Raw genomic sequence first — 24,598 nt, forward strand, 5'->3', positions numbered from 1 at the left:
TGCGGCTCTTGAATGACATTGCACTGCTCTCGGTTACTGGAGTTGTGGGGTTTCTGTGGGGGGCTCGCCGCCACATCTGGTTCGCGCCTGCGCACCGCCGGATTTCCAAGTCGGGAGAACCGGCAGCCCTGGACAGGCCCATCGCCGCCCAACTCCTGAGACAACCGCCCAGCCGAGTACCACTACGCGATGACCAGGCGCCGAAGCTACCGGAGAAGCACCTCGGTGATCGGGCCGGCCGTGAGACCACTCACAATCCGAACAGACGGGACGTACACCGCCGGGCCTTCACCGGACGGGTTGTCCCACTCGTACGCGACCACCTGCAATGTGTTCAACCGCCGGCCGACCAGCACAGCCAGAGGGAACGGGCCGTGAAACGCCAGGTGAACCTCAGCGTTATCGGCGTCAGCGGACAACGACTTCAGCTCCGCCGAGATCGCCGCAGCAACCGCCACGCCGTCGTCGGCGGACAGAAGGCCATCCACGTCCACAGTCAACGCATACGCAGCCGTGAAACCGCCCGACGCAACCAGCCGGTCGAATGCCGGGCCACTATTCAGGCTGCCGAGCCCGATATGAACAGCGATCTTCTTGGAGGAACGGTCCGCCGCGTCACCGACAGTCGCAGACACCACCCGTGGAGGCTGCCCGCCGCCACCGGATCCCCAGACCAAACCGGAACTGTCCACCACGCGCACATCCGAGAACTTCGTCTCCGGCAACGCTGCCCCCAACGCCAACGCCAGAGACAGATGCATCCCGCCGCGCACCTCGACCGTCGTCGCCCGTGACATGTGGATCGCGTCCCCGGTGAATGGAAACGTCGCAGCCAACGCCCTCACCGACGCGGTATCCGGCAGTCGCCCCGGAGACGGGTCCAAGCGGATATGGAGGTCCGCCCCGCTGGCATCATCCGCCGTCGGTTCCGGGCGAGACTGAACCTCCAACGTGAACACGTCACCACGGTCAGCAATCTCATCCTTGCGCTGCGCGACCCGGTGACGAACCTGATCACGGATGATCTCCAACACACCATCCACTGTGCGGATATCCGACTGCTTCTTCGCCGCGAGCTCGCCATCAGAGAAGCCCAGGATACGATCTGGTGCCGAGAAATCGACCTTGGCAGGGTTGTCCGGATTCGCAAGCGTATTCGCGACACTAAGCGCAAAGCCGCTGTCCTCGTCCAATGCAACCAGCGCAGGTGCCTCAACCTCGCGGACGATCGTGCTGCATTCAATCTGCTTGGTCACGACAAGGACCGCGCCGGAGAGCCCCGACTTCAACGCCTCGCGCAGCCGATGGACCGTCGTCCCTGGCCGCAGATCACGGTGATCGCGCCACACGACCAGACCAGCCGCCCGAGCGAACCTACTCACCGTGTCCGCATCCTCAGTGCCATCCGACTGCCGGTACGAAATGAAGATCGGACCGTCAGGGTCCACCGACCCCTCTGCGATTTCCACCACGTTCTCAGACCGCTCCACGACGACATCCGTCAGAGCAGCTGGACGAAGCCGACGAGGGACCGCCTCGACAGCAGAGAACCCGACGACAGGGTGCAAGGCCGCGACAACAACAACTGCCGAACCGTGCACATCCCTTGCGATCGCCCTCGCCGTCGCCTTATCGACGCCGCTAGGCGACGACATCACCGGATGAGAATGCCACTCCCCCACATAGCCGGTTAGTTCGTCCTCCGGATGGGCAGCCCTGAAACGCTGCAGCAACGCATTCGCCTGGGCGCCGTCTCGCGTGTAGCGGTGCGTAGACGGGGCCTCCCCCGGCACCACCAGCACATCCGATGCAATAAGGTCGCCGTCCTCGAAGTGTCCCAACAGCACACCCCCGGCTTCCGCCCCGCCAGCACGCCTAATCGCGGTCACAATCTTCAACTCCGCAGCAGCCCGCAGTACCACCTTCACGCCCGCCCGCCACCTTCCAACAGATCCAGCTCACGGGTCTCTCCCGCCGCGCTCAACGGGGCACCCGTCATCGTCGCGACCGCGTGGCGCGCCGCCGCCGCCGCGGCTTCCGCAACCGACGGCGGAGGAGTCAATGACACCGGAGATCCGCAACCCGCCTCGTACACCGCTGGTACCGGCTCACCGCGATCGCTCAACGGAAGCGGGCTCACGTTGTCACGGGGTGGGAGGACATCCACCCGGAACGTCTTACCTTCGTTCTGCAGCACCACCGTCAGCGCGTGGACGCCCAGAGCTTCAGCATTGTCGCGCAGCATCTTCGATACTGTCCATTCGGCGCTCGCGTTGATGACCAGGTCGTGTTCTTCCAGAAGCACCCGGATGGTAGCGATGTCGTCGGCGAACTCCACCCGGGCGTCGATCCCGTCCGCGGGAACGTCGAACAGTTCGGCCAGCCGTCGTTTCACGGCATCGACCTTGAACAAGCCGACTTCCTTCTCTGTCGCCGTATGGCGCACGAGGTTCCCCGGAAGGACAAGGTCAGCATCGATAAGAGTGAAGCGGATCACCCCGGCGCGGGCGAGGGAGTCCGCCAGAAACGATCCGAGCGCTCCCAGGCCAATGATCGCAACGGACTGGGTCTGCAGCTTCTCGTGAGCGGCGCCGGCTCTAAGCCGTCGGGTCTCGCGGCTGGTGCTGGCGCTTGTCAACCGTCGCACCACGATCCCGCCGCTTCGCGTCGGCCAGGCCTCGAGCGCAATGGCCGCATAGTGATCGTCGCGGCTGTAGCGCAGCAGAACCACCGAGATCTTTCCGGCGTTGATCCAGCGGGTCAACTGGTCTCCGTCGTCGAGCAGCGTCTGGATCTGCGACCAGTCGCGCGGAGGCGAAGCCACTTCGCCGAGATCGGCGACAGCCCCGTAGATGTAACGGTCCTTACGTCGCTTCGGCGGCATGGATCCGGTGCCGACCAGCCTGGCGACTCTCGGGTTGTGTCGGTCAAGCTGAAAACGAACAGGCTTGCCGAGGAACGCGTCAAGCTCCGGGTAGAGGTATACGTGACCATCGGTCTCCGACTGCTCGAAGTACCGATCGAGGTCCATGTCCGGCCGGTCCCCTACCCAGCCAGCATCTGCCTCCTCGAACCACCGTCCGACGTGGGTGAGGAACGCTTCAGCGTCAACCCACCAGAGCTGCTTCTTGTCATCCTCAGCGACGAGGCAGAGGTCACCGTTACGCTCCCGATGCCACGACCAGGCCAGCGAGTCCTGGTCTACGGGCGTGACGCGGGGTGGGGCATACGGAAACCGTGTTGTGAGTGTGATTACGACGTCGCTGCGGCCGCCACTGTGCTCCACCGGACCCAACCAGGATCGTGGTCCGCTGGCGCGGAAACCGGCTCGAACGAGCGCCTCCCCGAAATGCTCGCAGTGGTACCGGATGTCCTCATCGAGCGCCGCGACGTTCATCCGAAGTCGCGCTTGCCCGCCGGGACCTCGCTGGCGCCCGCGACGATCGAGAACGCCCGACGCTTGCCGTTCTCGTCGAAACCGTCGGGCATCGGGAACACGATCTCGTCGTCGCCGTTACAGCCCAGCAGGGCGCGCCACGCCTTCGCCGCTTTGCCTTCGTCGGGTTCCGCCAACGCATCCTCGGCAGTCGCTGCCGCGTTCTTGAACGCGTCGTTCAGCAAGTCCATCTGCTGGTCGGTTGCGCGGAACTTCACGGCCGCACCAGGGAGGGTCGGGTCCGACAGCACCGTGCCGTGGGTGACGATGTCGTCGATGATGTCGCTGGCGGCGCGCAGCGCAGATGTGTAGTACTCGGCGACGTCGTTGCCAGCGACTCTACCCGTATCGAACGCCGTGTAGGTGACGAGCTCGATGAAAAGCCCGCCGGGCTTCGCGTTCCCTCGTAGGGCTCGACGGGTCTGCCGCATCAGCTTCACTACGGGCTTGTAGAGACCGGAGTGTGCCGTGTTCATCTCGGTGGCCAGGGATGTGAGCTTGTCGGGGTTCGTCTGGACCCATTCGTTGTCGTAGCCGCGGCGGGGGATCTCCCAGGTGTCGTCGCTGCGGGGACGCGCGGGAACCGCATCGACGTGCATGTCGTAATCAGGGAAGCGGACCTTCAGGCTTCGATCCTGCCTCTCGACGCGCGGGTTCCCTTCTGCGTCGTTACCGAACTCCGCGTCAAGCACGTTGAAGAAGCGGCTGAGGATCTGGTGGGCGGTGACGTCGTCCGGAAGCGATGTCATGCGCGCGAACACGTCGACGTCCTTGATCCGTCGGATCGACACGTCGCGCTTGTAGGAGCCGATCAGGATCGGGTCGATGTCGTAGCTGGACAGAACATCGTCGGCCTCCAGGGCGGCGCGTACCTGCTTGTGCGCGTCGGGGGCGTTGACCTTGTCCGCCTTCGGCTCGATGTTCTCAAGGGCCTGCTTGAACTGCGTGGGGAGGTGTGCCATGACTGGCCTCCTTTCGGGTAAGCGGGGTTCGGGTCCCCTCTGGTAGTGAAAGTGTAGCGCCACATGGGGAAGTGGGCAAATGGGCATTTTCGTTCGTGTAATAATGGGCATACCACACCCCACCGACGTGGGTTATGCTGCGGGAAAATGAGAAACGAATGGGAGCAGCAATGAGGCAGCACGAAGGTTTCGCCCCAGCGGGCGAAGTTGTCGCTGACGAAAGAGCACGCATCGCGTTCGGGAAGGCCGGCGTTAGACGAGACGACCGTTATGCAGTTGCGATCAATGATGAAGGCGAAATACTCCTCACCCCGTTGGTCTCGATCCCTCGACGTGAACTATTCATCTGGGAGAACGAGCTCGCTCGCGAGGAGCTTGGGGAGGGCCTGCGGCAATCGGCGGCCGACGAAACCACATCACTTGGCAGCTTTAGCGACACCACGGCGGACGAGGTCGAGTAGGTGGGGTATGCCCTCAGATTCACCCGATCGGCAGCCAGCCGCCTGAAGGAATTCGACACGCCGGACCAGCAACAACGGTTGACGCGCTTACGCAGCAGCCTGAGCTTGCTGGAGACTGATCCCAATCTGCCCCAGCTGCGCTCGCACAAGTACACGTCCGTGCACGGCGTGAATGGTGAAGACGTGTGGGAATCGTTCGTGGGCGACCCTGCAGCGGCGGACTGGCGGATGTTCTGGCACTATGGCCCTGAGGCCGACACAATCACCGTCGCGAGCATCACTTACCCGAAGTAGCAGTTGACGCTCGACTCCGCCTCATGTTCGTGGGGGGCCAATGGAGTTTCGCGATCAAGACGAGGAGCGCATCTTCCTTGACGCCCTCGTCAGCTACACCGACGCTTGCGTACAACCGGAACTTACCCCGTCGTGCCCGTTCTACGTGAATAACGACGGCCATGCAACCTGTGGCGAACAGTGCCTGACGATACTCGCGGAACACGGAGTCAACGAGCGACCGGTGGTCGTACGCCAGGTCGGCGGCCTCCTAATGACAGGGCGGATGCTCCCGGCCGCATCAGTGTCGGGTCCGACTTCGTTCGACGCCGCGCAGGAGTACATGGTGGGGCGCGACAAGCCTCCCCACGCTCGCAGTACCTCAGCCCTCTTGATGTCCTTGCGGTCTGCGACGTTCAAGCGGCTCTATCAGGACATCGAGGCAGATGACGACGACACGTTCGAACTGTGGAGTGAACTGGAACGGCGCGGCGTAGAGATGGACCGCGTGTTCGCCGGCGGGATCGCTCGCGAACTTGCTGTCGCTGTGGCCGTTCGGGTCCTCGTGATGATCGCGCAGCAGGGCAGTGACAGTACCCAGGCTCCTCTGCCGCCATCCGGCCACTCAAGTGCGATGGTCGCTGCATGGGTGGACGTAGCGAAATTCGGAATGGATGACGACCTCAGGCAGAGGAGCGACGACGAGTTCTTCAGTCGCGGAGAGGCGTTCCAAGTAGACCTTCGTAAGATCCTCCCGAGCTTCTTCGCAGATGAAGAGGCAATGCGTGATCTGTTGGCCCAACGCGAGCTCGGGTACCTGTTCTCTCCGGCGTTCCTCCTGCGCGCGACGCATTGGTTCGCTTCGCTGTTGAATGTGGACCTGAATGCGGCGTTGAACGCTGGCGTACCGGATCCGTATGTCTTCACGAGCCTTCCATTGAACGATCCGATGGATGAGTCCGGAGCATGGATCTGGGAGCGTTTCACGCTGACGGACATTAACTCATGGTCTTCGAGCTCGTTGACTCAGGAATGGCGCTGGCAGAAGCTCGGGCGCGCAAGTGCCTGTGCAGCTCGCACCCTCAAGGAGCGCTCGCTGGCGGCGGACGTGGTGGCGGAAGCCGCGATGCTGAAAGCATCCAGAACCTCCGGCCGCCGTGTTCATTCACGGGGATTTGACCCCGCTCAGTTTGTCGGGCCAGCCACCGAGCTGCTCCTAAAAGACGAGTGGGAACACGCAGTCCGAATCTTTGAAGGCGTCGTCGAGTTGAACCCGGGTGATGGGACCGCCTGGAACAACCTCGGCTTTTGCTGGCTGCGGGAGAGCGCAGAGCGAGCCCTGCCGCTGTTGCAGCGCGGCGCCGCTTTACAGCACCCAGTCGAGCTCATTTCGATCGCCAACCAAGTTCTCGCACTGCATCTGACCGGAAGCAATGGGGAAGCGCTACGCCTGGCCGACCAGCACCTGGCGCTTCCTCATCTCGATGAGGGGCTAGCTGTTGTCTGGCATCACGAAAGCCGAGATGTACGACTCGAGCTCCTTGATGACGCAGATCCTCGACAGTACTTGGAGGAGTTGGTCAATCACATCCGCTCCGGCCCTTGCTGAGAAGCGGGATGGATGGACCAACAAGATCGCGAACCTCGCCCGCGTGTTGCGATTGCTGCATGCCTGGATGGGGTGAAAACTCAGCGACCGCAGTTGTAGGGCTTCTCGCGGTTGGAGACTGCGGCGCGGTGCGCTCGCCAACGTCCAGAATACGAAAACCAGCGCCAGGATCTCCCCGGGCGACTCCGGTGAATCACTTTGTGGGGTTTCTGTGGGGGCTGGCGATCTATGGGTGTAAAAAACTACCTCTGACCAGCATTTTTATGTGGCGGAGACGGAGGGATTTGAACCCTCGGTCCCCTTACGGGGACTCCACCTTAGCAGGGTGGTGCACTAGGCCTGACTATGCGACGTCTCCAGCGCGCCCGCGAACGGACGCACGACAGCCATCATAACGGACGTTGCCGGGGCGGCCGGACACGTCCGCTCAGGCGCCGGCCGGGAGGTTCTGGGCGACGGTGCCGAGGATCTCACTGATCAGGATGATCGACCAGACCACCGACAGCACGAGCGAGACGACGTACGCCGCGATCGCGACCCAGAGCGGCGCCAGCCCCCGGCCGCCGGCGACACCGCGCACGACGACGCTGCGGCCGATCGGGTAGACGATGCCGAGGAACGACCACGCCCAGTGGAAGGGCCGCTCCATGCCACGACGCAGCAACTCGCGGTAGTCGAGCCACGAGAAGACGATCATCGCCGCCGCGAGCACCCAGCTCAGCCCGAGGACCACGAAATAGATCGGGCCGCCCACGAGGGCGAACGGGTCCGTGAGCACGGCGCTCGAACCGTCGGCCGAGAAGCGGAACATCGGCTGCGGGTGCAGGAGGAACAGCAGGAGGCCGCTGGCGACCGGGAGGACGGCGACCAGCCAGATCCACACGGTGTAGAGCGGGGTGCCCGGCGCCAGGGGGCGGCGTCGCGCGGGTGCGTACGCGGTGGGCGCCGCTGCGAGCTGGTCGCTCCAGCGGGAGCCGTCCCACCAGCGCAGCGCGCCGGACCCGTTCGGGTCCGGGTACCAGCCGGCCGCAGGTGTGGTCTGGTCGGTCATCGCGGCCTCAGGAGTCGTGGCCGACGGCGGGCTCGCCGACGAACTGGTGCGACTCGCCGGCGAGCTCCGGCCAGTCCTCGGAGTCCGCGATCCGCACCCATGCGCCCTTGGCTTCGCTCCGGCCCGCGGGCACGGCGGAGGCGACCTCGCGGCCGATCAGGTCGTCGGCGCGATCGGTGGGGAGGTCCACGACGAGGTCCGTGCCGTCGAGGTAGGCGAACAGGCGGCCGTGGACGTGGAGCCCGGTGGCGGTCACCGACACGTCGAGATCGGGGTCCTCCAGCAGCTGGGCTGCAAGCAGCTCGAACGAAGCGACGGGGGTGTCGGTCATGCGGATCCTCTCGGCCGGATGCGGACCCGGAGGGGCGCGCCGGGTCGGCACGCTCCGGGCGGTCGCACTGGCGCGATCCTATCGTCACCCGCCGGGCCGCAGCGGTGAGGCGGGCCCGCGGCGACGGGCCGCGGGGCTACGCGTCGCCGGCCAGCCGCTGCAGGATGCGCAGCAGGGTCGCCCGCTCATCCTCGGCCAGCGGATCGAAGAGCCGGTCGAGGACGCGATCGGCGACGGCATGCCCGGCCGCGAGCACCCGGCGACCGTCGTCGGTCAGGGCGTGCTCGATGCGCCGGCCCTGCCCCGCCGTCCGGACGATCAGCCCGCGGGCGGCCAGGCGATTCGCGAGCGTCCCGAACGCCTGATCGCTCTGGAACGTCGTGACGGCAAGGTCGTGGCCGGAGGCGTTGGGCATCCGGTCGATCGCCCGGAGCGCATCCCACTGCACCAGGGACACGCCGACCTCCTGCAGGGCGGCATCCATGGTGCGGTGGTCGCGGTACTGCGCACGCTTGATCGCAAGGCCCAGGGCTTCCAGATTCGTCGTCACGGTGCTACCTTATCAACATTCGTATATAAACATGTTGAGTTAGGACCAGCTATGACCCCCTCCCTTCCCGCCGACGTGGAATTCCTCCGCGCCGGAGACCCGGCCGCACCCGTCGTCCTCGTGCTGCACGGCGGAGGCGGCCCGCAGACCGTCGCCCCGCTCGTCTCCCACCTCGCCGAGACCCACCGCGTCCTCGCCCCCACCCACCCGGGCTGGAACGGCACGGCCCTCCCCGACGACATCCGCTCCGTCGGAGACCTCGCCGCCGCATACCTCGACCGGCTGCTCGCCGACCGGATGCGCGATGTGACGCTGGTCGGCTCGTCCATCGGCGGGTGGATCGCGCTCGAGATGGCGGTGCGCGCCGCCGGGGACGAGAGCTCTGCGGGCGTCGTCCGCGCTGTCGTCGACATCGACGGGGTCGGCGTCGTCGTCGACGGCGAGCCGATCGCGGACTTCTTCGCCCTCGACCCACGCGGCCTCGCGGAGGCCGCGTGGCACGACCCGGAGCGCGGGTACATCGACCCCGCCGCCCTCACCGCCGAGCAGCGCGCCATCCAGCAGTCCAACGGGCAGACCATGGCGACGGTGGCGGGGCGCTCGATGAGCGACCCGAGCCTGCTCTCGCGGCTCGGCGCCATCCGCATCCCGGCCCTCGTCGCGTTCGGCGAGAGCGACCGCATTGTGACGCCGGCCTACGGGCGTGCGGTCGCCGATGCGATCCCGGGGGCGGAGTTCGCCGAGGTCCCGGCCGCCGGGCACCTCCCGCACCTGGAGAACCCGGGCGCGACCTGGGCGGTCATCGACCCGTTCCTGGCCGCATCCCGCTGAGCCCGCACTCCCGAGGGCTCACCCGGCGTGACCCTGGACGAACCGGGATGCGGCGATGTCGATGAGCTCGGCGTCCGGGACCAGCGGCGGGATGGACGGGTCGTCCGGGAGGTCGATGGAGGCCGTCAGCCGGATGTCCTGCGACGACGCCCCGACATCGATGCGGAACTCCCCACCCTCGAGCCGCCAGAGGCCGGTGCGTCCGTCGGGACGGACCGCAGCGGAGTCCCAGTACGCGAAATCACGGCCCTCCAGCGAGAAGCCGACCGTCCGGGACTCGCCGGGCTCGAGATGCAGCTTCTCGAAGCCGCGCAGTTCGCGGACCGGCCGGTGCACCTCCGCGTCGGGGTCTCCGACGTAGAGCTGGACGACCTCGTCCCCGGCCCGGTCGCCGTCGTTGCCGATCGCCACCGTCACGTTCACCGATCCGGTCACCGGATCCACCACATCCACCCGCAGATCCCGGTACGAGAAGGTCGTGTACGAGAGCCCGTGCCCGAACGGGTAGCGCACGCGCCGGTTGAGCGCGTCGTACCAGCGGTAGCCGATGAAGACGCCCTCGCCGTAGAGCACGGTGCCGCGCTCGCCGATCCAGTTCGGGAAGCCGGGGGTGTCCTCGACGGCGAGCGGGAAGGTCTCCGCGACCTTGCCGGAGGGGGTGGTCCGGCCGAAGAGCACATCGGCGATGGCGTGGCCGGTGCCCTGTCCGCTCAGCCAGGCCTCCACGATGGCGTCGACCCGGTCGTGCCAGGGGTCCATCGAGACGGGCGATCCGTTGGAGAGCACCACGGTCAGCGACGCGCCCGTCCGTTCCCGGACGTCGGCCAGCCGCGAGATCAGCGCGACCTGGTCGGCCGGGAGGTCGAGGTTGTCCCGGTCGTTCGCCTCCTGCTCGTACGAGAGAGGCAGGCCGGCGAAGACGACGATCGACTCGGCCTGCTCGGCCACGGCGGCGGCCTCATCGATGAGCCGCAGCGCCTCGGCCGAGAGCGGACCCCGGCCGGCATGCTGCACGGCCTCCGCGAGCTGCAGCTCCTTCGCCAGGGTCGCCGAGCGCCGGGCGACCCGCGGCTTCTCCTCGTCATGCGGGATGCCGTGAGCGGCGAGGATCGCGACGTTGTCGTCCTGATACGCGTTCTTCGTCGCATAGACGTATCCCGGAGCGAACGCGACACGCTCCCCCGCGATGGCGCGGATGGCCTCGATCGGGACATCGACGCGGGTCGGGTCGACGCCGGACGACCCGCCGCCCTGGATGCGCGCGTGCTCGGCGAAGGCGCCGATCACCGCGATGCCGGCGTCACTCGCTTCCGGCAGGGGAAGGACCGGCGCCGTCGCGTCCGCGCCCGGCTCGTTGCGCAGCAGCGTGATGCACGCGGCAGCGGCCTCGCGGGCGAGTGCGTGATGCTCGTCGGCGCGCACCAGGGCGAGCTGCTCGGCGGTCAGCCGGTCGCCCGCGGTGTGGCCGAGATCCATCACCGGGCCGTTGACGCGGTCGGCCCCGGGGTACGCCCGCGCGACGAGCGTCAGCACCCGGCGTGCCGCGTCATCCACCACGGACTCCTCCAGCCCTCCCGCGCGCACGGCCGCCACGATCTCCGCGTCGGTCCGGCTGCCAGTGCCCGGCATCTCCAGATCCAGCCCCGCCCGCACGGCGGCCACGCGGTCGTGGACCGCGTTCCAGTCCGAGACCACAGCGCCGCGATAGCCCCAGTCCTGGCGGAGGACGTCGGTCAGGAGCCAGCGGTTCTGCGACGCGTGCACGCCGAGCAGCCGGTTGTACGAGCACATCACCGTCCACGGGTCGGCCGTGCGCACGACGCGCTCGAATGCGGACAGGTACGTCTCGCGCAGAGTGCGCTCGTCGGCGACCACGGAGATCCGCGTGCGCTCGATCTCCTGGTTGTTCGCCGCGAAGTGCTTCAGCGACGTCCCGACGCCGGTCGACTGGACGCCGTCGACGTAGGCCGCGCCCAGTTCGCCGGAGTGCCGGGGATCCTCGGAGAAGTACTCGAAGTTGCGTCCGCACAGGGGCGACCGCTTCATGTTCACCCCTGGCCCGAGGACGACCTGCACGCCTTCGGCCCGCGCCTCGGCGCCGATGGCGGCCCCGACCCGGCGGACGAGCTCCCTGTCCCACGACGCTCCCAGCGCCGAAGCGGTCGGGAAGCCGGTGGCCGGCACCCAGACCATGTCGACGCCGGTCTCCTTGCGGAGCCCGTGCGGGCCGTCCCCCACCTCGATGGCGGGGACGGGTGCGGGGAGTCCCGGACGGTCGATCGACTGGGTGAACCAGTCGTCCACTCCGGAGAGCAGAGAGGCCTTCTCCTCGAGGGTGAGCGCTGCGAGGGTCTCGTCGACGTCGAACGGCGGCACGTGCATCGATGGGTCCTTATCTCACAGGGCGGTCTGCAGGAGGCCCGCTGCGCTCCGGTCCACGAGGAACCGGGGGGATGCGCACTGGGTGACGATGGTCGCCGGCCAGCTCGGTTCGTACGCCTCGGCCGCGGCGAGCCGCTGGACCGTCGACTGCTTGTGCTCCCCGGTGACGACCATGATGACGGCCCGGGAGAGCTCGCGGATGGTGCGGATGCCGACGGTCACCCCGTAGCGCGGAGCTTCATCCAGGCTCTTCAGCGTCGGGAACGTCCCGAGGTTGTCGCGCCGCGTGTCGTCGCCCAGCGCGACGACCCGGGTGACGGTGTCGGCGCCGGAACCGACCGGGTTCAGCGCGACATGCCCGTCGGACGCGCCCGACGCGAGCAGGAAGACGTCGATCCCCCCGGCATCCTCGATGGCGCGGTCGTATTCGCCGTCCGCCGCCTGGGGATCCGGCGACCAGAGGTTCCCGTCGGGGATCCGGCGCCCGGGCCGGGCGACGGCGTTCAGCCGCTCCACGATGTCGCGGCGCCCGAAACCGACGCAGCTGTGCGGAAGCGACTCGTCCACGGCGCGGAAGCCGCCCGCGGTCTTATCCACGTACTCGTCCATGAGGACGATGACGACGCCGCTGAGGTCGAGGTCGCGCTCGATCACCAGGAGGGCGAGCTGCTGGTACGTGGTGAGCGGGCTGCGTCCGCTCGGGCAGCCCAGCACGAACCGGCGCCCCTCGGCGGAGGCGGTCTCGATCGCATCGGCGATCTGGGTCGCGGCCGCACGTCCGACGTCGTCGGGGGAGTCGAGGATTTCGGGCGCGATGGACATGGGGACTCCTTGTCTGGGAAGGGGAGAGGGGCGAACGGACGCTCAGCGGACGCTGGAGGATCCACTCACTCCTTGATCGCGCCGTTGAGCACGCCGCTGATGAAGTGCCGTTGGAAGAACGCGTAGAGGATCAGGACGGGGACGGCGACGATCACCGACGCGGCGGCCATCAGGTTCACGTCGAGGGTGTTCTTCCCCTGGAAGACGCCGAGCGCCAGCGTCACCGGCTGGATGGCCGGATCGGCGATGAACACCAGCGACAGGAAGAAGTCGTTCCACGTCCACATGAAGGACAGCAGAGCCAGCGTCAGCACCGCCGGCCGCGAGATCGGCAGCAGCACCTGCCACAGGATCCGCCACGACCGGGCGCCGTCCATCTCCGCGGCCTCGATCAGCGAGGGAGGGACGGCCCGGAAGGTCGCCCGCATCCAGAACGCACCGAACGGGACGCCCATCCCGATCTGGATGATGATGAGCCCGAGCCACGAGTTGGTCAGCCCGATGGACTGGAACGTGTAGTAGAGCGGGACGATGAACACCTCGGCCGAGATCATCAGGCCGAGCAGGATCACCGGGAACAGGACTTTCTGGCCCGCGACCCCGAGCACGCCGAAGGCGAAGCCGGACAGGATGGCGAGAACCGTCTGCCCGACCACCGCGCCGACGGTGATGACCGTCGAGGCGATCATGGCCGAGCCGAATCCGCCCGCGTTCCACGCGGTGACGAAGTTGCTCCACTGCGGGTGGAGGAGGTCGAGCTGGCCGCTGCGGTTCGGGCTGAGGGCGGTGAACAGGAACCAGACCACCGGGAACAGCACGAAGATCGAGACCAGGATCAGGACCGAGTGGTTCAGCACGCGCTCTGCGCGGGAGATCATGCGTTCTTCTCCTCAGAGAGTCGGGTGATGACGAGGGCGACGAGCAGGCAGACGGCCGCGAGGATGATGCCGATCGCTGCCGCCATCCCCACGTCCGGGTTCAGGAACGCCTTGCGGTAGAGGAGGAGCGCGGGGGTCGTCGTGGAGCTGCCCGGGCCTCCCTGGGTGGTGATCCAGACCAGGTCGAAGGTACGGAGGGCGCCGGTGACGGTGAGCGTCAGGGCGACGGCGACCTGACCCTTGAGGCCGGGGAGGGTGATCGAGAAGAACTCGCGGATCGGCCCGGCGCCGTCGATGCGCGCCTGTTCGAACAGTTCGCCGGGAATCGCGGCGACGCCGGCGACGAACAGGACCATGCAGAGTCCCATCGCCGTCCACGTTCCGATGACGCCGAGCGCGGGAAGCGCCCACGTGAAGTCGCCGAGCCAGTTCTTGGCGAGGTCGCCGAGCCCGACGGCCCGCAGCGCCGAGTTGAGGGGTCCGTCCGGACCGTAGATGCGCTTCCAGATCACGGCGACGACGACGCTGGTGAGCACCTGAGGAAGAAAGAGCAGCCAGCGGTATACGCCGCTCCCCGTCGTCCTCCCCCGCCCGAGCAGCGCGGCCGAGAGCAGCCCGAGGGCGATCGGAATCAGCGCGAAGAAGACCACGAGGACGAGCACGTGGCCCAGCGACTCAAGGAGGGCCGGGTCGGTGAAGAACGACACGTAGTTGCTGACGCCGACGAACCGCGCCGCGGTGATCCCGTCCCAGCGATAGAAGGAGTAGTTCACGCTCTGCAGGATCGGGACGATGACGACGAATCCGTAGAACAGCAGGGCGGGCGCCGCGAACGCGAGCCCGAGCCAGCGGCGCCGGCGCATCCGCGGCGAGAGCGCCCGCGCCCGCGTCGCCCGGCTTCGGGCCACCGGTGCAGCGGCCGAGACCTCCGGCCGCTGCACCAGGTCGGATGAGGACATCTGTCTCAGCCCTTCGTCCGCTGAGCCTGGAAGGCGTCGTAGTCCTTCTGGCCCGCCTCGGCGAGCTGCTTCGGAGTGACCTGGCCCGCGTACAGCTGCTGCAGCTGACCGCCCATGGTGTCGAGCATCGTCGGAGTGGACCAGTCGAAGTACGGCGTGTAGCCGTTGCTCTTGTCCAGGGCCTGCTGCGCTGCGATCTCGCTGGCGAGCTCGGGGTTCCCGGACGGGATCTCCAGATCGGAGTGCAGCAGGGGGAGGAAGCCGTGATCGACCGCCAGCTGCGCCGCGGTCTTGCTCGCCATGAAGTCGAGGAACGCCGCGGCGGCGTCGGGGTTCTTCGACTTGGCCGAGATCGCCAGGTTGGCGGCCGATGCGCCGGTGCCGACGATCTTCCCGCCGTCCACCTGGGGCAGCTGCACGTAGCCGAACGTCTGCTTCTGGGCGTCGCTGAACGACAGGCTGCCGGTGTACTCGAAGCGGAACGCCGCCTTCCCGGCGAGGAAGTCGTTCTGCGCATCGGCGTACTGGATGCCCGCCGAGTTCGGCGTGAACCAGCCGGCGTCCGACCACTTCTTCACGTCGGTCGCCGCCTGCACGATGCCCGTGTCCGTGATCGGCACTGTGCCGTTCGAGTAGACGAAGTCGCCGATCTTGTCCGCGGCGGCGTACAGGTTCTGCGTGGCGAAGAGGATCGCGGTCGACGAGCCCTTGTCGACCGAGCCGTACGCGATCGGCACCTCGCCGGCCGCCTTCACAGCTGCCGCATCCTTCTCGAAGTCGGCCAGGGTCGCGGGAACGGGGAGGCCCAGCTTGTCGAGGATCTCCTTGTTGTAATACAGGCCGATCAGCGACGACCGGGCCGCCGGCGTCGCGTAGAGCGAACCGGTTCCCATCTGCTTCCCGTCGGAGGTGAACTCCGTCTGGCGTGCGATGGTGTCCGGGAACTCCTTGTCCCAGCCGTAGAGCCGGGAGTACGCGTCCAGGTTCAGGATGCGGCCGCCCTTGGCCAGCGTCCCCATGGCCTGCCAGCCGTTGTTGACCAGGGCGATGTCCGGGCCGTTCGGGTCTGCGAGACGCAGTCCGACGGTGTTGTTGACCTGGCCCCAGTCCTGCGTGGTCCGCTTGATGGTGATGTTGGGGTGCTTCTTCTCGAAGGCCGTGACGACCGAGTCCATCCACTTGCCCTCGTCGTTCTGCCAGAAGTCCAGAATCTTGAGAGTGACGTCCTTGCCGGACACATCTTTGGATACCGGGCGGGACGAAGCGTCCGCCGCGGTCGATCCACCCGGTGCGCACGCTGACAGGCCCAAGGCCAGTCCTGCCGCCAGAGCAACTGCCCCGACGAGGTGACGCTTCTTCATGCGAGTCTCCCTTAACCCGTGCCGTGTGTTCGCGCCGCTGTTCGGCGCAGAAGCAACGCTAGGCATAAGCAGCTCAGTTAGTCCACTTGGCGGCGAATTTAGAACCATTGTCGGGACTGGTATGGCTAATCCGGCTCCGCACAGCGACCAACGGGCGCCGAGGTGAGCGGACCAGTGCACAGTTTGGTTCTTTCTCGCCGTCGAACTGGCATAACTGGGCTCTCGATGACTAACGTGAACGGGGCGCCGAGCACCGGCGACCGGGCCGGATCACACGAGGAAGAGCGACATGGCGCAGTTGATTGGCATCGACATCGGCGGAACCAAGACGCATGTCGTGGTCGAGGCCGACGGCGCGCACCTCGACCGCCCCGTCCGTACCGAGCTCGTCGTGCCCTCGGCCGACTGGCGCGCCGGGCTGGGCGACGCCGCCGCCGACGCCCGCGGCCTCACCCGGCTGCTTGTCGAGAACTTCGGCAGCGGTGTCCTCGCCTCCGCCCTGGCGGTCGGAGCGCACGGCTGCGAGAACACCGAGCAGTGCCACGACCTGGAGCGCGCCCTCGGCGCGATGATCGACGGACCGGTCGTCGTCGTGAACGATTCGGAGCTGATCCCGCCGGCGATGGGCGCGGAGCGCGCGATCGGCGTCGTCGTCGGCACCGGGTCCATCGCGACCGCACGGGATGCGCGCGGCGCGCTGGTGAGCGCCGGCGGCTGGGGATGGTTCCTCGGCGACGAAGGCAGCGCCCCCGGCCTCGTCAGGGAGGCGACACGGGCCGTCCTCGACAGCCGCGACCGGGGCGAGCCGCTCGACGCGCTCGGCCGGCGGCTCTTCGCCGCATTCGACGCCGGCAACGGGGACGAACTCGCGCTCGCCGTCACCGAGACGGGATCGGCCGAGGCACTCGGCGAGCGCGCACCCGAGGTCTTCGCGGCGGCCGACGACGGCTCCGACCTGGCGGTGACCGTCGTGCGCGACGCCGGCGCCCACCTCGCAGCGCTGGTCGACCGGCTCCTGCTCCGCGGCATCGCGGCGGACTCCGTCGTGGCCGGCGGCTCGGTGATCGAACGCCAGCCCCGGCTCCAGCACGCCTTCGCGTCGGCTCTCGCCGACCGCCTGCCCGGTCTCGCCCTGCGCATCCTCGACAGACCGCCGGTGGAGGGCGCCGTCGCGCTTGCCCGCGGTCTCTCCCCCGCTTTCCGTTGACCCCCTCGATAACGATCGGAGACATCCACCCCATGAAAGTCACGCTCATCGGCGCCGGCAGCCGCGAGTTCGCCGGCACCATCATCCGCGACCTCCTCCTGAGCGAGCCGATCGCCGGGAAAGGCCTCGACATCGTGCTCATGGACATCGCCGCGGGGCCGCTCGCGGAGATGGAGGGCTACGCGCGCGGCGTCATCGACCGGCTGGGCCACGCGGCCTCGGTCTCCACGACCACCGATCTGGACACCGCCGTCACCGGCGCGGACTTCGTGGTGACCGCGATCGAAGTCGACCGCTACCGCTACTGGTCGCAGGACTTCACTGTTCCCCGCACGTTCGGGTTCCGCCAGATATACGGCGAGAACGGCGGCCCGGGCGGCCTGTTCCACGCCCTGCGGCAGTTCGGACCCCTGCTGGAGATCGCGCGGGCGATCGAGCGGCTCGCGCCCGACGCGCTGTTCCTCAACTTCTCGAACCCCGAGCACAAGGTGTGCGAGGCCATCACTCGCCTCACCAACGTGAAGGTCGTCGGCCTGTGCCACGGGTACTTCCAGGGCGCCCGCCAGGTCTCCGCGCTGCTCGATCGGCCGCTCGACGAGCTCGACCTCGCCGCGGCCGGGATCAACCACTTCACCTGGTTCCAGCGGATCCGCGACCGGAAGACGGGCGAGGACCTCTACCCGCGCCTGCGCGAGTTGGAGCACAGCGCGAACTGGGTCTCCGACTGGCACGAGGTGGGCCTCTCCCGCATCCTGTTCCGCCGTTTCGGACTGTGGCCCTCGCCGAGCGCCAACCACATCGGCGAGTACCTCGCGTGGGCCGACGACTACGTGCCGGCGCAGCTCCAGTACTTCCACGACCCCGCCGACGGTTCCCCGTGGAGGGAGGGCGCCGAGACGCCCGAGTGGTACTACGAGATCCGGTTCGCCGACACCGAGCGCCCGTTCCAGTCGCCGAAGTACGCGCAGAAGGCGCTCGAGGACACCCTGGAGGACCGCCCCCTCGTGTCGTCGGAGGAGCTCGCCATCCCGATCATCGAGTGGGTCGCCTGCGGCGTCGAGCGCGACCTCCCGGCCGTCAACCTCCCCAACCGGGGAGCGATCCCCGGGCTGCCGGACGACATGGTCGTCGAGGTCGCGGCGCGGGTCGAGGGCGGCGAGCTCGTCCCGATCCCGGTCGAGCCGCTCCCGGAGGCGGTGTTCGCGATGGTCCGACTGCAGGGCAGCATCCACAAGCTGCTGGTCGAGGCGTACGTGGAGCAGTCGAAGGCCAAACTGCTGCAGGCGATCCTCCTCGACCCGGTCGTCGACTCCCACAACCGCGCGGTCGCCATGATGGACGAGCTGCTGGAGCTGCAGAAGGACATCCTTCCCCCTCTGCGCTGACCCCAAGCACCGCGAAAGGCCTCCGATCCCGGCGGATCGGAGGCCTTTCGCGCGTCGGCTACTCGGCGCGGTAGAGGTCCGCGTGGAAGCGATAGGCGTCTCCGCGGTACGTGTTGAGCCCGAGCAGCACGGGAGCGCCCGCCCGGTCGTAGGCGATCTCGCGCCCGACCAGCACCGGGCTGCCCGGCTGGATGCGCAGCAGCCCCGTCAGGTCGGCGGTCACCGCCTGCGCCTGCACGCTGTAGGCACTCCGGAAGATCTTCACCGAACAGTAGGTCTGGAGGCTCTCGTACAGGGAGGCGTCGGTGAGGTCGACCTCCACGAGGGGCTGCGCGAGCGCGAGCGGCATGACGTTGCGATCGACGCAGATGGGCGTGGAGTTCATGCCGCGCAGGCGCACGAGCTCGAGCACCTCCGCTCCCGGCGCGATGCCCAGCTGGTTGGCCTCATCGAGCGTGGCCGACCGCACGGTCTTCTCCAGCACCTGTGCGGTGGGCGTGTGACCGCGCTGCCGGGCCATCTCGGTGAAGCTCTCCAGCGTGCTGGGCGGCTCGCCGACGGTTGGGCTGGGCACGAACCACCCCCGCTGCGGCGACCGGGCGACGCGGCCCTGACGCTCCAGCTCCTCCAGTGCCATCCGGACCGTGCTCCGGCTCACATGCATGCTCTCGGCCAGGAGCCGCTCGCCCGGCAGCTTCGTGCCCGGCTGATAGATCCCGTGGTTGATCGCCGAGCCGATCTCGCGCGAGACACGAGTGGTGATGGTCGGGGTCTTCACACCAGCCAACATACCAATCGGTGCCGCGGGCGGCGATCTGACGCTCAGTGGTACAACTGGGCGTCACGAGCAGGCGCTGCCGGAGAGAGCAGCGAAGGCCCCGTCGAATCCTGCACGCGCGAGAGAACCGGGGAGCGCGGATGGCGTGAGGCCGTCCGCGCTCCCGGTCGTGGCGGTCGGCGCCCGAGCCTGCCGCCGCGTGCTGACGACGCCCACCCGAAGGGTGCCGACGCACGCCCGTGATGGTGGGCCGGCACCGCGCGGGCGCCGGCCCACCATCGTGGGGTCTTACTCCGCCTGACGGCGTCGGCGGATCACCAGGAACGCGGCTCCTGCACCCATGAGCAGCAGGGCGAGGACGCCCGGTACGACGAGGTCGCTCCCCGTGAACGCGAGTCCGGTGCCGGGTGCGGGCGGGGTGATCGGCGTGCTGGTGTCGCAGCTGCCGGCCGGGTCGCACGAGCCACCCGCGTCGACCGGCGGATCCACCTTGTTGAACAGGCGACCGTTGCCGCCGTCAGGGGTGTTGACCGTGACCGAGTAGGTGACCGTCACGGTCGCTCCGATGCCCAAGGCACCGGCCCAGGTGAGGGTCGTCCCGTCGAGTACCGCACCCTGAGTGGCGTCGCCGTTATAGGTGGCATCATCCAGCACGTCGCTCATGTCGTCGCTGAACTTCGCCGGCGACGAGGCCGAGTAGGCGAGCTGTCCGGTGTTGGTCACCGTGATGGTGTAGATCACCTTCGCGCCCGGCTTGACGGCGTTCGTGGTCGACACCGACTTGTTCACCGTGTACGAGCCGACGGGGGTGTCCGTCGTGCACGAGGAGGCCGGGTCGCACTGGCCGCCGGGAGAGGAGGGGACCACTCCGTTGACCAGACGGTGGTTACCGGCATCCGGGCTGTTCACCGTCACCGAGTAGGTGACCGTGACGGTCTGGCCGACCGGGAGGGCGCCGGACCACGACAGCACCGGTGCGGCGTAGGTCGCACCGTTGTCCGCGTCGTTGCCGTAGGTGGCGTCATCGAGCACGTTCGTCAGGTCGTCGGTGAAGGACGCCGGGTTCTGCGCCGTGTAGGCCACGGCACCCGTGTTCTTCACGGTGACGGTGTAGGTGATCTTCGCGCCGGGGGTGGTGCTCCCGGCGGAGGCCGCCTTGGAGACCGTGTAGGAGCCGGACGGGATCTGCACGGTGCACGCCGCATCGGTGCTGCCAGGAGGGCAGCCGCCACCGTTGCCGGGCGGCGTGACGACCGTGTTGTCCAGGTGCTTGTCACCGGCGTCGGGATCGTCGACCGTCACCGAGTAGGTGACCGTGACGGTCTGGCCAACCGGGAGGGCGCCGGACCACGAGAGCACCGGTGCGGCGTAGGTCGCGCCGCCTGTGGCGTCACCGTTGTAGGTGGCGTCATCCAGCACGCTCGACAGGTCGTCGGTGAAGGACGCCGGCGCCGCAGCCGTGTAGTCGGCCGCTCCGGTGTTGGTCACCGTGATCGTGTACGTGACCTTCGCGCCGGGGGTCACCTCGGTGGCGTCGGCCTTCTTGACCACGCTGAAGGCCTGCACCGGGTTGCTGGTGGTGCAGTCCCCCGGCGCCGCGCAGGAGCCGCCGTTGCCGGGGTCACCCGTGACGGCGTTGGTGAGCGTCCCGTCGCCGGTGCCGGCCGGACCGACCTTCACCTGGTAGGTGATGGTCTGGGGCGTTCCGACCGCGAGCGGGCCGGACCAGGTCAGGGTGGTGTTGTTCACCACCGCGCCGTTGCTGGCCGAGCCGGCGACGTAGGTCGCGTCGTCGAGGACCTTCGAGAGGTCGTCGGTGACGGTCGCCGGAGCCGCGTCCGTGTAGTCGGCCGTGCCCGTGTTCGTCACGGTCACGGTGTAGGTGACCACGTCGCCCGGGTGCACCGGGCCGGTCGCCGACGAGGTCTTGGCCACCGTGTACGAACGCACCGGGTTCTCCGTCACGCACGACGACGCGGGCTGGCAGGAACCGCCGTCCCCCGGGACGGCCGCATTGCTCAGCGAGTGGTCGCCGGCGTCCGGGTCGTTCACGGTGACCGTGTACGTCACCGTGTGGGATGCGCCGGCCGCGAGCGCGCCCGACCACGAGAGCGTCGGGGCCGCATAGGTGGCTCCGCCGTTCGCGTCGTTGTCGTACGTCGCGTCATCCAGCACCGCCGACAGGTCATCGCTGAAGGAGGCCGGGTTCGCCGCGGTGAAGTCGCCCGTTCCGTTGTTCGTGACCGTCACCGTGTAGGTGACCTTCTGGCCCGGTGCGACCGAGCCGGACGGGGACGAGCTCTTGGTCACGGTGAACGAGCGCACATCGGTCGTGGTGGTGCACGATGCCGCCGGGTCGCACCCGCCGCCGGGCGAGTTCGGCCGGACCGTGTTGGTCATCACCTTGTCGCCCGTGTCCGGGTTGTTCACCTTCACCGCGTACGTGATCACCACCGTCGCACCGGCCGCGAGGGCGCCGGACCACGTCAGGGTGTTGCCGTTCACCGTGGCACCGTTGTCCGGGCCGCTGACGATCGCCCCGTCGTCCAGCACCCGCGACAGGTCATCGGTCAGAGTGGCCGGAGCCTGCGCGGTGTAGTCGATCGCGCCGGTGTTGTGCACGGTGATCGTGTACGGCACGGTGTCGCCCGCGGTCACCTCTGTGGTGGAGGCCGCTTTGGCGACCGTGTACGACCCCGACGGGATGTTGACCGTACAGGCCGGGTTCCCCGCGTTCGTGTCGCAGTCGCCGCCGATGCCCGGCGGGGTGACGACCGTGTTGTTCAGGTGCTGGTCGCCGGCGTCCGGGTCGTCGACCGTCACCGAGTAGGTGACCGTCACCGTGTCGCCCGCGGCCAGGGCCCCCGACCACGAGAGCGTCGGGGCGGCGTAGGTCGCACCGCCGGTGGCGTCGTTGTTGTAGGTGGCGTCGTCCAGGACCGCCGTCAGGTCATCGCTGAACGACGCGGGAGCCGCCGCGGTGTAGTCCACGACGCCGGTGTTCTTCACCGTGATCGTGTACGTCACCTTCTGGCCGGGCACCACGTCGGTGCGGTCGGCCGTCTTGGTCACCGAGAACGACTGCACCGGGGTGGTCGTGGTGCAGTCCCCCGCGGTTTCGCACGTCCCACCGTTGGTGCCGGGAGTGACCGCGTTGGTCAGGTTGTGGTCGCCGGAGTCGGGCGAATCGACCTTCACCGAGTAGGTGATCGTCGCGGTCTCGCCGACCGCCAGCGGTCCGGACCAGGACAGCGTGGATCCCGTCACGGTCGGAGCAGCCGAGGTGGAGCCTGCGGAGAACGACACTGCGGCATCGCCGTTGTAGACGGCGTCGTCGAGCACGCCAGACAGGTTGTCGGAGATCGTCGCGGGGTTCGCGGCGGTGTACGGGACGTTACCGGTGTTCTTCACCGTGACCGTGTAGGTCAGGTTGCCGCCCGGCTGGACCGTCGGTGCGGAGGCCGTCTTGGACACGGTGTAGGCCGGGTTCGGGCACAGCACGGTCGACTGCACCTGGGCGTCGAATCCCTCGTTGGTGTAGAAGCTCTTGATCTGAACGAGAATCGTGTTCAGGCCGGTCTGCCAGCCAGTGGTCAGTGACGTCTGCGCGGCATTTGCCAGCTGGAACCCGGCGTACTGATAGGGATTGGCCGTGCTCTGCGGCAGGTTCGCACCGGACTGCGGGATGTTGTTCACCCAGACACCCGCCACCGAGTTGTCGGCCAGCCACTTCATGTCGAGCGCGAAACTCGCCGGGTCCACCGCAGCGTCGAGGTTGAACTGGTACCGGTAGTACCAATCCCCGCTTCCGTTGGACTGGTTCTGGACGCCCACGCCGGCGTAGTTCGCCGAGATCCACTGTGCGTTGCCTGCCGGGCTGGGAGCCCAGGCTCCTGGTGCCGCGTTACCGACCACAGCGGGAGCGAACGTGGTGCCGGCAGGCGGAAGCACCGGGTTCGGGTTCGTCGACGGGGTCGTGGTGCTCGGGTTGTGGTAGAAACCGTCGACGCCTCCGGCGACGGTCCACCGGGCATCATTCGAACCCGTCGCGGCCTGCCCGCCGGTGCCCGCGTCGTAGCCGGTGTTGAAGATGGCCGGGTCGGTCGTGCACCCGATGTTCGGGATCGGGAGGTCGGAGAAGGTGACCGTCGTGTCGGCCGGCGGATTCAATCCGGTCTCCGTCACGTTGCCCGGACCGTTCGTGAAGCTTCCCGCCACCGGAGAGGTCACCTGCACCGTGATCGTGCAGGAGGTCTGGCCCGCGGCCAGCGTGCCGTTGGTGACGGCGATCGAGGTGCCCCCGGCGGCCGCGGTCGTGGTCGCGTTACAGGTGCCGCCGACCGTGCCGTTGGCCAGGGTGAGGCCGGACGGAAGCGTGTCGGTGAAGCCCCATCCCGTCTTCGAGGCGAGTTCGCTCGTGTTCGTGACCGTGAACGTCAGGGTCGAGACCCCGCCGGTCTGCACGGAGGTCGGCGTGAACGCCTTGTCCAGCTGCGGGGTCACATCCAGGATGCGGATGTTGTCGAACGCGGCGTCGTTGCCGGAGCCCGAACCGTTGGCGTTCTGCATCCGGATGCCCAGCGAGGAACCGCTGAACAGCAGCGACCCGTTCGAGGTGTACGTGCCGACGCTTGCGGGACTGGCGGGAGCCGATCCGCTCGCCGGGACGTTGACGGACTGACCGGACGAGCAGGCGTTCAGCTGTCCACCGACATTGGTGGCCGTTCCCGCCTGGTTCAGGAAGGCGAACTGGTACAGCGGAGCGGACGCGACCGGCGGGCAGTTGAGAGCCGCCGTGTCGACGCTGAACGTCAGGAACCGGCCGGACGATGACGCCAGAGGGATGTTGCTCACCGTCTGGAACTCCGTGGCGTTCGCGCCGGGGTTGCCTTCGGTGTAGGCGGTGACCGCGTGGTTCGCCGCAGGAGTGGCCGCGCCACCGTGGACGCCGAGGGCATACGCCAGCTGATTCAGTCTTGCGGCGTCCTGTTCGGTCCCGCAATTGCCCTGGGTGGTGGACGGGGTGTTGAAGTTGCGGACCTGGCCGTTGCAGTTCGTGAGCCACACGTTGTCCGCCGTGTACTTCTGCCCGGTCGCCCCCGTGTACGCGGTCAGCCCCACCGGAGTGTTCCCGACACCGTTCTCGAAGTTCTCCTGGAAGACGGTGGTGGGAGCAGAGGGAGTGCCCGGGTTCCCCGGTGCCGCCTGCGCCGGAAGAACACCCAGAAGAGCTGCCGCGCTCAGACCCGAGACCGTCAGAGCGAGTGCGACGAACGATGCCCCCAGGCGCAGTCCCCTCGATCGGAGAGAAGGAAGCACCCT

General features: G+C 67.8%; 19 protein-coding genes and 1 tRNA gene. 6 read left to right on the forward strand and 14 right to left on the reverse strand.

The features are described 5' to 3' along the window. Window positions 1-206 precede the first annotated feature (206 nt). Genes BJ963_RS13390 through BJ963_RS13400 form a run of 3 tightly spaced genes read right to left on the reverse strand, consistent with a single transcriptional unit; the run spans window position 207 to window position 4,509 of the window. A complete protein-coding gene (locus BJ963_RS13390; RefSeq protein WP_179457160.1) occupies window positions 207-1,928 on the reverse strand; it encodes an SAVED domain-containing protein in 1,722 nt (573 codons plus the stop codon). Then, window positions 1,925-3,397, reverse strand: a complete 1,473-nt coding sequence (locus BJ963_RS13395) for a ThiF family adenylyltransferase (RefSeq protein WP_179457161.1) — start codon at window positions 3,395-3,397, stop codon at window positions 1,925-1,927. The genes BJ963_RS13390 and BJ963_RS13395 overlap by 4 nt, the downstream gene beginning before the upstream one ends. Further along, window positions 3,394-4,509, reverse strand: a complete 1,116-nt coding sequence (locus BJ963_RS13400) for a nucleotidyltransferase domain-containing protein (protein WP_246298063.1) — start codon at window positions 4,507-4,509, stop codon at window positions 3,394-3,396. The genes BJ963_RS13395 and BJ963_RS13400 overlap by 4 nt, the downstream gene beginning before the upstream one ends. A 59-nt stretch (window positions 4,510-4,568) precedes the next feature. Here BJ963_RS13400 and BJ963_RS13405 point away from each other — a divergent pair, with 59 nt between their 5' ends. Genes BJ963_RS13405 through BJ963_RS13415 form a run of 3 tightly spaced genes read left to right on the forward strand, consistent with a single transcriptional unit; the run spans window position 4,569 to window position 6,741 of the window. Next, entirely contained in the window at window positions 4,569-4,859 is a 291-nt protein-coding gene (locus BJ963_RS13405) for a hypothetical protein (protein ID WP_179457163.1), read from the forward strand. Continuing rightward, complete coding sequence (locus BJ963_RS13410) at window positions 4,860-5,153, forward strand: hypothetical protein (protein ID WP_179457164.1); 294 nt, start codon at window positions 4,860-4,862, stop codon at window positions 5,151-5,153. It begins immediately after the preceding gene. Between the two features lie 40 nt (window positions 5,154-5,193). Continuing rightward, entirely contained in the window at window positions 5,194-6,741 is a 1,548-nt protein-coding gene (locus tag BJ963_RS13415) for a tetratricopeptide repeat protein (RefSeq protein ID WP_179457165.1), read from the forward strand. A 266-nt stretch (window positions 6,742-7,007) separates the two neighbouring features. Here BJ963_RS13415 and BJ963_RS13420 read toward each other — a convergent pair. The 4 genes from BJ963_RS13420 to BJ963_RS13435 all read right to left on the reverse strand — a co-directional run bounded on the left by BJ963_RS13420 (window position 7,008) and on the right by BJ963_RS13435 (window position 8,673). Further along, window positions 7,008-7,099, reverse strand: a tRNA-Ser gene (locus BJ963_RS13420). Window positions 7,100-7,168: 69 nt separating this feature from the next. Further along, window positions 7,169-7,792 carry a DUF2510 domain-containing protein gene (locus tag BJ963_RS13425; protein ID WP_179457166.1) on the reverse strand — a complete coding sequence of 208 codons (624 nt, stop codon included), beginning with the start codon at window positions 7,790-7,792 and terminating at the stop codon, window positions 7,169-7,171. A gap of 7 nt (window positions 7,793-7,799) precedes the next feature. After that, the gene (locus BJ963_RS13430) at window positions 7,800-8,123 is read right to left on the reverse strand and encodes a hypothetical protein (protein ID WP_179457167.1); all 324 of its coding nucleotides are present in this window, start codon (window positions 8,121-8,123) and stop codon (window positions 7,800-7,802) included. Window positions 8,124-8,259: 136 nt separating this feature from the next. Continuing rightward, complete coding sequence (locus tag BJ963_RS13435; protein ID WP_179457168.1) at window positions 8,260-8,673, reverse strand: MarR family transcriptional regulator; 414 nt, start codon at window positions 8,671-8,673, stop codon at window positions 8,260-8,262. Between the two features lie 51 nt (window positions 8,674-8,724). Here BJ963_RS13435 and BJ963_RS13440 point away from each other — a divergent pair, with 51 nt between their 5' ends. After that, window positions 8,725-9,504, forward strand: coding sequence for an alpha/beta fold hydrolase (locus tag BJ963_RS13440; RefSeq protein ID WP_179457169.1), 780 nt, complete (start codon window positions 8,725-8,727; stop codon window positions 9,502-9,504). 18 nt (window positions 9,505-9,522) lie between these two features. Here the strand turns inward: BJ963_RS13440 and BJ963_RS13445 are convergent, their stop codons facing one another. The 5 genes from BJ963_RS13445 to BJ963_RS13465 all read right to left on the reverse strand — a co-directional run bounded on the left by BJ963_RS13445 (window position 9,523) and on the right by BJ963_RS13465 (window position 15,783). Next, the gene (locus BJ963_RS13445) at window positions 9,523-11,886 is read right to left on the reverse strand and encodes a beta-glucosidase family protein (protein ID WP_179457170.1); all 2,364 of its coding nucleotides are present in this window, start codon (window positions 11,884-11,886) and stop codon (window positions 9,523-9,525) included. Between the two features lie 15 nt (window positions 11,887-11,901). After that, window positions 11,902-12,708, reverse strand: coding sequence for a 6-phosphogluconolactonase (locus BJ963_RS13450; protein WP_179457171.1), 807 nt, complete (start codon window positions 12,706-12,708; stop codon window positions 11,902-11,904). Between the two features lie 65 nt (window positions 12,709-12,773). Then, entirely contained in the window at window positions 12,774-13,586 is an 813-nt protein-coding gene (locus BJ963_RS13455; RefSeq protein WP_179457172.1) for a carbohydrate ABC transporter permease, read from the reverse strand. Next, window positions 13,583-14,545, reverse strand: a complete 963-nt coding sequence (locus BJ963_RS13460; protein ID WP_218857086.1) for a carbohydrate ABC transporter permease — start codon at window positions 14,543-14,545, stop codon at window positions 13,583-13,585. The genes BJ963_RS13455 and BJ963_RS13460 overlap by 4 nt, the downstream gene beginning before the upstream one ends. 5 nt (window positions 14,546-14,550) lie before the next feature. Continuing rightward, window positions 14,551-15,783, reverse strand: coding sequence for an ABC transporter substrate-binding protein (locus BJ963_RS13465; RefSeq protein ID WP_157696851.1), 1,233 nt, complete (start codon window positions 15,781-15,783; stop codon window positions 14,551-14,553). A gap of 412 nt (window positions 15,784-16,195) precedes the next feature. Between BJ963_RS13465 and BJ963_RS13470 the strand changes: the two genes are divergently transcribed. Beyond that, window positions 16,196-17,113: an N-acetylglucosamine kinase gene (locus BJ963_RS13470; protein ID WP_218857087.1), complete on the forward strand. Its 918-nt coding sequence runs from the start codon at window positions 16,196-16,198 to the stop codon at window positions 17,111-17,113. A gap of 32 nt (window positions 17,114-17,145) precedes the next feature. Then, on the forward strand, window positions 17,146-18,498 hold the full coding sequence (locus BJ963_RS13475) for a family 4 glycosyl hydrolase (RefSeq protein ID WP_179457173.1): 1,353 nt from the start codon (window positions 17,146-17,148) through the stop codon (window positions 18,496-18,498). Between the two features lie 58 nt (window positions 18,499-18,556). On the opposite strand, the gene BJ963_RS13480 is transcribed toward BJ963_RS13475, so the two are convergent. Beyond that, window positions 18,557-19,276 (reverse strand): UTRA domain-containing protein, encoded by a 720-nt coding sequence (locus tag BJ963_RS13480; protein ID WP_218857088.1) that lies wholly within the window; start codon window positions 19,274-19,276, stop codon window positions 18,557-18,559. A 288-nt stretch (window positions 19,277-19,564) separates the two neighbouring features. Then, window positions 19,565-24,595: a DUF7927 domain-containing protein gene (locus BJ963_RS13485; protein WP_343037282.1), complete on the reverse strand. Its 5,031-nt coding sequence runs from the start codon at window positions 24,593-24,595 to the stop codon at window positions 19,565-19,567. Window positions 24,596-24,598 lie beyond the last annotated feature (3 nt).

The organism is Leifsonia soli, assembly GCF_013408745.1.
GTDB lineage: Bacteria > Actinomycetota > Actinomycetes > Actinomycetales > Microbacteriaceae > Leifsonia > Leifsonia soli.

Coding starts and splice junctions, on each gene's coding strand:
- BJ963_RS13395 (WP_179457161.1), bottom strand. CDS start 3,397: ATGAACGTCGCGGCGCTCGATGAGGACATCCGGTACCACTGCGAGCAT.
- BJ963_RS13400 (WP_246298063.1), bottom strand. CDS start 4,509: ATGCCCATTATTACACGAACGAAAATGCCCATTTGCCCACTTCCCCAT.
- BJ963_RS13405 (WP_179457163.1), top strand. CDS start 4,569: ATGAGGCAGCACGAAGGTTTCGCCCCAGCGGGCGAAGTTGTCGCTGAC.
- BJ963_RS13415 (WP_179457165.1), top strand. CDS start 5,194: ATGGAGTTTCGCGATCAAGACGAGGAGCGCATCTTCCTTGACGCCCTC.
- BJ963_RS13425 (WP_179457166.1), bottom strand. CDS start 7,792: ATGACCGACCAGACCACACCTGCGGCCGGCTGGTACCCGGACCCGAAC.
- BJ963_RS13430 (WP_179457167.1), bottom strand. CDS start 8,123: ATGACCGACACCCCCGTCGCTTCGTTCGAGCTGCTTGCAGCCCAGCTG.
- BJ963_RS13440 (WP_179457169.1), top strand. CDS start 8,725: ATGACCCCCTCCCTTCCCGCCGACGTGGAATTCCTCCGCGCCGGAGAC.
- BJ963_RS13445 (WP_179457170.1), bottom strand. CDS start 11,886: ATGCACGTGCCGCCGTTCGACGTCGACGAGACCCTCGCAGCGCTCACC.
- BJ963_RS13450 (WP_179457171.1), bottom strand. CDS start 12,708: ATGTCCATCGCGCCCGAAATCCTCGACTCCCCCGACGACGTCGGACGT.
- BJ963_RS13455 (WP_179457172.1), bottom strand. CDS start 13,586: ATGATCTCCCGCGCAGAGCGCGTGCTGAACCACTCGGTCCTGATCCTG.
- BJ963_RS13460 (WP_218857086.1), bottom strand. CDS start 14,545: ATGTCCTCATCCGACCTGGTGCAGCGGCCGGAGGTCTCGGCCGCTGCA.
- BJ963_RS13470 (WP_218857087.1), top strand. CDS start 16,196: ATGGCGCAGTTGATTGGCATCGACATCGGCGGAACCAAGACGCATGTC.
- BJ963_RS13475 (WP_179457173.1), top strand. CDS start 17,146: ATGAAAGTCACGCTCATCGGCGCCGGCAGCCGCGAGTTCGCCGGCACC.